The following is an 8,550-nucleotide window of genomic DNA, read 5'->3' on the forward strand; positions in this document are numbered from 1 at the left end:
TGGGCTCATGTACAATTTCACAAAACTTTTGACGAGAGAATTAGGCGACGTATGAATCATAATCGAGTGGTGTGTTTCGATTTGGAAATGTGCTGTTGGAGCGAAAATGGTGTAGGTACAACAGGCGAGATCATTGAAGTGGGCCTTGCTGAGATTGATCTGGCATCTGGAACCATAGTGAAACAAGCGCAATACTACGTTAAGCCAGAAAAAGACGAAGTCTCTCAGTTTTGTGCCGATCTAACCGGCATTACTCCACGTAAGATTGAAAAGCAGGGGCGTCCGCTAGAATCAGTCATCAAATCGATGATTAAGAACTTCGGTGGCCCAAACAAGATTTATGCTGCGTGGGGACGTGATGACCTGATTTTACACAAAGAGTGTCAAGAGAAAGGTATCGAACCACCATTTAGCGAGTTCATCAATATTGCGACGTTGTATCGCGTACAAAACCGCCTGAAAGACAAACGCATCGGTCACCGAGCGGCTCAAGAAGCAAAAAACATCGAATGGGAAGGTCGCCAGCATTCTGGTTACGTTGATGCTTACAACCTGGCGAAGCTTGCTCTGACGATGCTTTAGTAGTAGGCGAATATTAATATTTGCTCCGAAATGTAAATGGCCGCCACATAAGGTGGCTTTTTTACATCTTCCTGTGGGCTGTTATTACCATAGTGACTAAATAAATCATCATCGTTCGTGTATTAAGATATTTATCTCCCCAATATTATCTTTAGCTTATCGCCTTTATCAACAAAATGAAGATTCAATGCCCGGATATATGTAGTGTCACTGGCGACATAAAAGCTTTAATCGTAGCATCAATCATCTCTATGCTTAAACCAGATATAGCGATAAAGGTCAATGTAACTGCTTGAAAAAATGAACCATTTTAGGTGAGTTGAACTTGTGTTTATCGGGTTCTGGCTTAACTAGCATGCTTGCAATCACTATATTGATGAGAATAGGGACAATTGAACCGAGTATGTAATGAGTTAAAACTACTGGATATTTGTCAGAGAAAGGCAGGCGTCGGATTGATATAAAATCGAGAGTTAACTTTAACATTCTCGAGTGAAGAAAATCGATTCGATTCTTGAGGGTATGGTTTTCTCTATTATTTGATGGTATTTTTAACATCCTGACTTTAATTATCCACATCTAAGGGGTAGACTATATTTATCATGGCTTTGTTTATATAATTTTTGATGTCAATAATAGGGTAGCCATTTAATTAATATTAAATCGTTAGCTTGGGTCTTGATGACTATACTATTTCTGTTAGCGTGTGCAACATCTAATCAACGCAGGCCCTATAAAGTGGTTTATTAAAAATTTCATCGCATTGAGTTTATAATGTATAAATTCATTGGCGCTTTACAGCCTGTTGTGTTTATCAACACATTTTCAGTATATTCGAGTAAGCATGAGCAAACCTTAGCCTATTGGCAAATTGCGAGGGACGTGTTAGCCCAAAAAACCGCTTTTATTTCTGCTAGGTTACATTGAACATCAAACACAGACGCACTTAACCTTACGTAAATGTCGCGAACTGGAAAAGCCAAAAGCATTTTATAGATGCGATCTCTGTAATGAGAGAGGAACAACCTCTCTTAATCATTAGAGGGTACTACTGATACTAATATTTACTAAGTCATCCGAAAATAATAGAGAGTGTTTTGAATGAAATATGTACCACAAATTTTTTTAGTTATTTTTAGCTTTTTGTTTTCGGTTAATAGTTATTCAGCTGCTTATGGTGTATCGGTTGCTTGGAAAACACAAGATGCTCGAGCTGTATTAGATGTGCTGCCTCAACAGAAGCAAGCATTTGCTAACTTAATTGATGCTGGTTTAATTCACGATATGTTTGTTTCTGATAGTTTTAATGGCGAAAATCAGTTTCCAAAAATTAAATTTGTGATGGAAGCCAATAGTGAAGAAGAAGTAAGACGCGTTATTGGAAATCTACCTTTTCAATTTAAAAATCTAGCCGAGATAACTGAAGTAAGAGACATCGGAAGTAAATGGCTAGATACTCAAGTTGCTTTTAAAAACTATGCGATTGAATTGACTTGGAAAGAGCCAGAAGATCAGTTGCTGGTAGATAAAATTATTAGCGTAGATTTACAAAAAGTGGGTGATTGGAGATCTCAAGGAGTGATTACTTCGGCTTATATAAAAAATCAGTCTACTGCTGAGCGGAAGCTAAACCAGATAGCGATGATTCAACCAATATACTCTATCTCGATTTTGGCAAAGGATGAGCAACATGCCCTGGACATTGCGAGTGAACTTAGCGCCGTTAAATTAGGCTTCGCTAGCGTCAATATCAGTGAGTTGGGTTTTAAACTATCCCTGTGATTTTGAACTAATGTAAAGCCTCGTGTTATTCTTAGGTGAGATTATTAACAGTGTTAACTCACCTTATGAATAATAAATTACAAGAGTATGATTTGGTTATTGAACTTGATGACCGTACATTGATTAACCCGTCATTAGATAAATTTGTGGCATTGTCGAGATCAGAGTGTCTGATTTTAAAGTATTTAATGGACAACTGTTCTCAAACTTTAGGTCGTGAATACCTTTTAACGCATTGTTGGCCGGGGCGCATTGTTACTAGCAGCTCTCTTAATGTCGCAATCAAAAATGTTCGTAGTGCTCTTAAAGAGGTAGGGTCAGACTGCAAGGTGATTACGGTACAAAAGGAAGGCTACTGCTTTGTTGCTCCTGAGAGTAGTGTCACGCCTGGCAGCGGTACTGCACCTGACCAAAATTTTGTATCTGAAAGCCTTCCAGGATCAGAAAAACCAGCTGCATCAGAAAACGTAGCAGCACAAGACAAAGGCATACCGCAATCTGCCAGCTTGAGTGAGCGAGAGGATTTTACTCGCTTGGAATTCACAGTGCTGGAGTCAAAATCAGATTCTGAGTTAAACGAAGTTGCTGACACCCTAGGGCTATCAGAGAATACTCAGGCACAAGGTAAGCAAGCATCTTCTAATTTTATCCCGCTTATTAGTGGACTCGCGGTAAGCCTTTTTATAGGTATTATCTTGTCTTATCTTGGGTTGTTTATGGAAAGAGCTTCCATCAAGGGGGTCGATGTATACCATGACAGCGTCGAGTTGGAACAAGAGCTGGTGGAAGACTTAACTTCAATTATGAAACCGGGCGTAGAGGCGATCTATCTTCACCGCATGGGTATCGAGTGTGGTGGTATGCAGGTGGTGGTGTTAAACGAAAGTGGTTGGCACGACATTAGTGCAGACTTCAAGTCTGGGCGCTGTTCACAAGGCCAAAAAGAAGGTGTAAAGGTAGAAGGAACTGCAGATGAAGCGTAACTTTTGGCTGCCAATTGTTGTAACCATATTTGTGATCTTAGCGTTTGGTTTGGTCTCTGGGGTAGCGACCAAAGGTTCGTATCAGTTTGAAAGTCAGTTCGAGAATTATGGCTGGGAGGTCTTGACCCTTGAGCTGAAGAATGGACGCTCAAAAATGCGTTATGTCGGCTACGACCGAAATGGACGAGTCGTGCAAACCAAGCAGTTGTTTGGTGTATTCCTACGTTGGGGGAATCACTATTACTTCTATCAGCTTGAACAGGACCAAGCGCATGGAAACCAAACCTTCAACGTTAAAAATCTGTTTATTAAGCACCATGACAACAAGCGAAGTGTTTTGATATCCGATCAGAGAGGCGCGTACATTACGAAAGACGGTACGATCCTAGAGCTCAACGGCATTCTCTATGGTAAGGCCATACGATGATTGTTGGATGCAGCACACTGAGGCGATTAGTTAAATCTGGTTTGTTGGATTGAGGTGTTACTAATAATCTTAAGCAGCGTTAGGTTTACGCACCAAAAGCTGCTCAATTGTTTCGTATTTAGTCTTCTCCAAGTATCTCAAGTTTGCTCTTGATGAAGTCTTTGTGGTCAACGTAGAGCAGTTCAGCGGTTTTTCTGATCACTGAATCTTCAAGTGGATCAATCTCTCCGTCGGCATGCGCAACTTCCCACATCGCCTTAATCAAGTCAATTCTCACTGGCTGTGATAACTCGCGCAGTTGTGAAGTGAAATCATACAAAGAAACAGATTGTTCAACTTGTGGCTCAGCTTGTTGTAACAAGGCTTTCGACTCTTCTTCTGTAATGCCCAACAGACGTTGCAGTAATTTCAACTTCGCTTGTTGCTCTGATTCGTTGATTTCATGGTCTGCGCCTGCGACTTCGCATAACAAACTGGCGATAGCTAAGTTTGGTGAGGCGGTTGGCGTTTTACCTAAATCAGAGCCTTCAACCAACTGTTTAAATAACGATGTGAGTGAATTAAACATATGAGCGTTCCAGTAATGGTGAATATTATAACTATTGGGCCAATAGGGTGTGATCGCAAGCCCCTTTACTTAAAAATGACACTACGTATAAGCCAGCAATAAGGAACATATTAGGGCGTGTTGACCTTTCGCGGTTAAATTTTGTTCGGATGGGGCGCCTAGTCAAAAGCGTTTTAATCGGGGCGAGAGGGAAGTAGCCTCGTTATTCTAAGCAAATCTCTCTCAACAAAGAGTAAAGCGCTTTTAGTCGAACCCTTCGGGCAGCGTTTGCTGGTCATTTCTACTACGTAATCGGCTTCTCATGTAGGCTAGCTACACATCGACGCCTCTGCCTTGTATAAATCCCCAGCAACTCGCTGCAAAAATCAGCTCGAAAGATTAACACGCCCTAGCTCGGCTCTGGAAAGCGCGTCACTTTGCCATCGCCGCTGAGAGTGGTAATCGATTGTGGCTTACCATCGCTATCCAGCCTTAACTCACCAATCGCGCTGCGGTTTGAAAGGCGATAGAAAGCTTGGTTGTCTGGGCTACGCTTTTCTATTTTTAAACGCTTTCGCTTAGTGAAATAGTTGAGCACCGAGCGTGGGCTATACAACAAGTGGTCACATACGTCGCAGAATTTTAGCAACGGCGCAGGGAACTGGTTTTTAATGCCGCTACAAGTTATTTGGTAAATGTTTGGACTGTTTCGGCGATATCTGAGCTTAATGTCGTAAGCAAACGAATAGTGCACATCACCAGAAAGCACCACGAAGTTAGTGGGTGTTTTGGTATGAGTAAAGATACTGATCAGCGTGTTGGCACTGCCTGGGTGCGCCATCCAGTTCTCGGCATCAATCACTAGTGGCTTTCCTAGTGAAGTCATCATCTTCTGCAGTGTTTCAATGAATTTCACCCCGAACATTGGCGCGGCAGACACTATTACTACTTTCTCTTGGTTAATCAACTGATGTTGAAACTCGGTGAGTGCTTCCCAGTCCATTAAACCTGAAGGCTTATTCATATGTGATTCAGAGCGCCAGCGGCGGGTACGAGTATCTAACACAATCACTTTCGGCGAGGTGTGAATGATGTAGTGCCACTCTTCAAAGCGATCGAGCATTGCAAGATACTGTTTGTGTCTTGTAGGTTCGAGTTGCCCGACCGGTGCTTCAACAGCTTGGTCGCTTTGATTGGTATTCACCAACTCTGAGAACAGTTGTTTTGTTTGCTCCATGAAATCGCGGTTGAAGTTCTCTGGTGCGTTACCCCAACCTTGGCACATCCAATAAGCCGCGAGGCCGTTACCAATGACTTGTTTAGCAAACTGGTTTTGAGCCACCGCATGCTCCCAACCAACGGTGAGGTTCCAGTCGTCAGTGACATCGTGATCATCGAAGATCATGTACGTTGGAATATGAGCAAATAGACGCTGTACTTGCGGCAGACCGTCGATGAAATCATCGATGATGACACTTTCATCACGCCATTGTTGTTGCTCGGCTGGCGTGAGCTGGCGGCCTGCCTGCATGAAGTTATTCTCGATCAACCGTTCGCGGTTAATGCATTGCCACAAGGTCGGTGACCAAACCAGCAGATACATGGCAATAAATTCAGACAAGGTCACCAAGTGGTTTTCACCGTTGATAGAGGTGATATGCGCTATTGAACAGAGCTTCACTGCTATCAAGTGTTCCGTCGAATGAATCGGTCGGCAGATCTTCGCTCACTAATCCTAGTCGTTGAATAACTTGATGAATTGCATCGAGTGTTGGACCTGCGACGTGGTCAGCGTAGATTTGGTCTCCACTCATCATGAGCATATCTGGTCGCTCAACGACACTTTGCTGTTCGACTTTATTATCTGCCGCGACTAGGCTGTCTTTGCTTGGATGATGAGGGTTGCGACATGAACCATGCAGGATGTAGTCGGCGCTGGTTGAGATCTTAAAGGCTATTCTTGGCGCAGCACCAGTAGTGTTTGGTTGATCTTGGTACACCAAATGCGGAGCTAACTCAGTTAACGCGCCTTTGACAGTCACAATCTGATATTCCAAAGGGGTGTTAGTGGGAAACTTTCCTTTTTAATTGAATCAAGCTTACCCAAGCATGTGTGCCGACCTGAATCGATTCGTGTTCGCTAAGTGGTGACGTATAGAAAGGGGCTTCTTGGCCTTGATTGTATAGCAAAGCATTACCATTGAGTGGTGTACTTGTGACAACCCAAAGCACAACCTCAGTTTCGGTTGTCTTTCTTAAAATAGGGCCAGCGAGTAAGAAGGGAAGAGAGGATGTCATCGGGCGTTTCAGTCGGTTCCTAAATCTTTGGTGGTTAGTCGTTCAGCGCTTGGGCGTTACATTCTGGAGCGGCCATTTCATGTTTATTGAGTTCAATGTCTGGCTCTGTTGATTCCAGGATTTCGATAACTTCTGAACTAGAAAGTTCATGTCCCATCAGAAATATTGCTAATAGGGCGTCGGCTTTCGATTTGGTATCAGAAGGCTCATCCAACACTTGCTCGAGTTTTTCTCGAATCATTGCGATCTCGTGCTCTACAAAGCCACGACCTTCGCTATCCCCTTGGTTTTCTTCAGGGGCGTTATCAAATTCAAGAAAGAGCATCTCACCGTCTAATTTTGTGTTGATCAGTCGCTCTGGCAACCACTCCTCACCCATAACGATATCCGGGTCGGAATCATTGGGTAAGTGGTCTATAATGTTTTGTAATTCTGAGACTTTCACAATACGTTCATTTAACCGAGAATATTCTCCATTGTAACGGTCTATTCCGATCAAACCTAAAAATTGTTGGCTAAAATAGTCAATAAATGTCTAATCAGTACCACAAAATTTACTACAAAGAGTAATGAAACAAGAATGAAGCGCAAATTTTCACCAAAGCTCATCTCGTATGGGATGATTTTATTAAGTAACGCTTTTCTAGCGAACAGCGTGGCGTGGGCTGCTGAAGAACAAGAGTGGGGCATTGCGGCAATGTTCCGTACAGCCAGTATCCCTTACGACACCGCTGGCGGTGACAAGACAGTAAGTTCTTTTGTCCCAATGTTGTTTTTTAAAAACGACTACGTATTCATTGATGGCACGGAAATGGGTGCTCACCTATATCAAACCGAAGATGAAAAATGGTCTTTCAACGCCATATCTCGAATGCGCTTTATTGATATTCCGGCTTCTGAACAAAATGCGATTGAAGGTGATACCGCTGACTTTGGTGGACAGCTGACGTACCAATTAGATGATCACTGGGCGGTTGAAACGGAAATCATGAGTGATAGTGAATTCAACCTTCATAGTAACTTACGTGCGAAAGCCAAGTATGAGACCGGCGACTGGGAGTTCTACCCAAGCGCGACGTTGCGATATAAAAGCGCTGACTTTAACAGTGAATACTACTCGGCTACTACTCAGTCGATTGGTGCAGGCGTAGATTTAAATCTTGGCGTTGAAGCGCGTTATCATGTTATTTCTAACCTTTATCTGTTGGGTTCAACCAGTGTGACTCGATTGGATGATAACGCTTACGACTCTTCCATTATCGAAGATCGCTACCAAGGCGAACTTTACCTTGGTTTTGGTTTCTTCAAAGACAAAACAAAAGCGCCAAAGCCTAAGTTAAGCAATGCACCGTACGTACGAGTCGCGCACGGGTGGGCAACACCGTCGAATATTGGTGAAATTATTGAGTTCGACACCGAGAAAGACGAGTACAACAACCAACTCACATCATTCTTTTATGGTCACCCTTTAACTGATGAGATTTTTGGTTTGCCGTTGGATATCTACTTAACGCCAGGTATTGCTCACCATTGGAGTTCAGAGGTTCAATCCAGTAGCACGGAATACATCGTTGCGATTAAAGCTTACTACACGTTTAACTGGCCGACGCAGTGGCGATTTGGTGTTGCAGAGGGTATGTCTTATATAGATTCGATTACTTACATCGAAGGCTCCGAAATGGACCGTAAGGGCTACACGGCAAGTCATTTATTAAACTACTTGGACTTCTCATTTGATGTGAATGTCGGTGACCTTATCGGTAAAAGTGACCTCAATAATTTATGGTTTGGTTACTCACTGCATCACCGCTCGGCGATCTTTGAAAGTGCGTCTCAGTTTGGACGTATAAAAGGTGGTAGTAACTACAACACAGTTTACTTTCAATACGAGTTCTAAACCATTATTCCTACAATATAAAGTTGCCGCTCCT

At 42.8% G+C, this 8,550-nt stretch carries 9 protein-coding genes; 5 read left to right on the top strand and 4 right to left on the bottom strand.

The features are described 5' to 3' along the window. Nucleotides 1-51 precede the first annotated feature (51 nt). The 4 genes from ACTRWI_RS09390 (at nucleotide 52) to ACTRWI_RS09405 (ending at nucleotide 3,774) form a co-directional block, all read left to right on the top strand. Nucleotides 52-582, top strand: coding sequence for a 3'-5' exonuclease (locus tag ACTRWI_RS09390; protein WP_499130781.1), 531 nt, complete (start codon nucleotides 52-54; stop codon nucleotides 580-582). A 1,101-nt stretch (nucleotides 583-1,683) separates the two neighbouring features. Next, complete coding sequence (locus ACTRWI_RS09395) at nucleotides 1,684-2,364, top strand: hypothetical protein (protein WP_499130783.1); 681 nt, start codon at nucleotides 1,684-1,686, stop codon at nucleotides 2,362-2,364. Between the two features lie 65 nt (nucleotides 2,365-2,429). Then, nucleotides 2,430-3,347, top strand: a complete 918-nt coding sequence (locus ACTRWI_RS09400; RefSeq protein WP_499130785.1) for a winged helix-turn-helix domain-containing protein — start codon at nucleotides 2,430-2,432, stop codon at nucleotides 3,345-3,347. Next, on the top strand, nucleotides 3,337-3,774 hold the full coding sequence (locus tag ACTRWI_RS09405) for a hypothetical protein (RefSeq protein WP_499130787.1): 438 nt from the start codon (nucleotides 3,337-3,339) through the stop codon (nucleotides 3,772-3,774). Before ACTRWI_RS09400 ends, ACTRWI_RS09405 begins: the two co-directional genes overlap by 11 nt. A 118-nt stretch (nucleotides 3,775-3,892) precedes the next feature. Here the strand turns inward: ACTRWI_RS09405 and ACTRWI_RS09410 are convergent, their stop codons facing one another. From ACTRWI_RS09410 to ACTRWI_RS09425, 4 genes are all read right to left on the bottom strand, one after another. Then, nucleotides 3,893-4,342: a tellurite resistance TerB family protein gene (locus tag ACTRWI_RS09410; protein ID WP_499130788.1), complete on the bottom strand. Its 450-nt coding sequence runs from the start codon at nucleotides 4,340-4,342 to the stop codon at nucleotides 3,893-3,895. Between the two features lie 388 nt (nucleotides 4,343-4,730). Next, nucleotides 4,731-6,002 carry a metallophosphoesterase family protein gene (locus ACTRWI_RS09415; RefSeq protein WP_499130790.1) on the bottom strand — a complete coding sequence of 424 codons (1,272 nt, stop codon included), beginning with the start codon at nucleotides 6,000-6,002 and terminating at the stop codon, nucleotides 4,731-4,733. After that, on the bottom strand, nucleotides 5,959-6,363 hold the full coding sequence (locus tag ACTRWI_RS09420) for a hypothetical protein (protein ID WP_499130792.1): 405 nt from the start codon (nucleotides 6,361-6,363) through the stop codon (nucleotides 5,959-5,961). The genes ACTRWI_RS09415 and ACTRWI_RS09420 overlap by 44 nt, the downstream gene beginning before the upstream one ends. Nucleotides 6,364-6,653: 290 nt before the next feature. After that, on the bottom strand, nucleotides 6,654-7,064 hold the full coding sequence (locus ACTRWI_RS09425) for a VC1380 family protein (protein ID WP_499130793.1): 411 nt from the start codon (nucleotides 7,062-7,064) through the stop codon (nucleotides 6,654-6,656). Nucleotides 7,065-7,199: 135 nt separating this feature from the next. On the opposite strand from ACTRWI_RS09425, the gene ACTRWI_RS09430 reads away from it, so the two are divergent. After that, on the top strand, nucleotides 7,200-8,516 hold the full coding sequence (locus tag ACTRWI_RS09430) for a MipA/OmpV family protein (protein WP_499130795.1): 1,317 nt from the start codon (nucleotides 7,200-7,202) through the stop codon (nucleotides 8,514-8,516). The last annotated feature ends 34 nt before the right edge of the window (nucleotides 8,517-8,550 follow it).

The sequence above is a fragment of the Pseudoalteromonas sp. G5_S1_14_S5 genome (assembly GCF_054968605.1).

Excerpts from the sequence above, each read along its gene's own strand:
- ACTRWI_RS09390 (WP_499130781.1), top strand. The coding sequence starts at position 52 with ATGAATCATAATCGAGTGGTGTGTTTCGATTTGGAAATGTGCTGTTGG.
- ACTRWI_RS09395 (WP_499130783.1), top strand. The coding sequence starts at position 1,684 with ATGAAATATGTACCACAAATTTTTTTAGTTATTTTTAGCTTTTTGTTT.
- ACTRWI_RS09400 (WP_499130785.1), top strand. The coding sequence starts at position 2,430 with ATGAATAATAAATTACAAGAGTATGATTTGGTTATTGAACTTGATGAC.
- ACTRWI_RS09405 (WP_499130787.1), top strand. The coding sequence starts at position 3,337 with ATGAAGCGTAACTTTTGGCTGCCAATTGTTGTAACCATATTTGTGATC.
- ACTRWI_RS09410 (WP_499130788.1), bottom strand. The coding sequence starts at position 4,342 with ATGTTTAATTCACTCACATCGTTATTTAAACAGTTGGTTGAAGGCTCT.
- ACTRWI_RS09430 (WP_499130795.1), top strand. The coding sequence starts at position 7,200 with ATGAAGCGCAAATTTTCACCAAAGCTCATCTCGTATGGGATGATTTTA.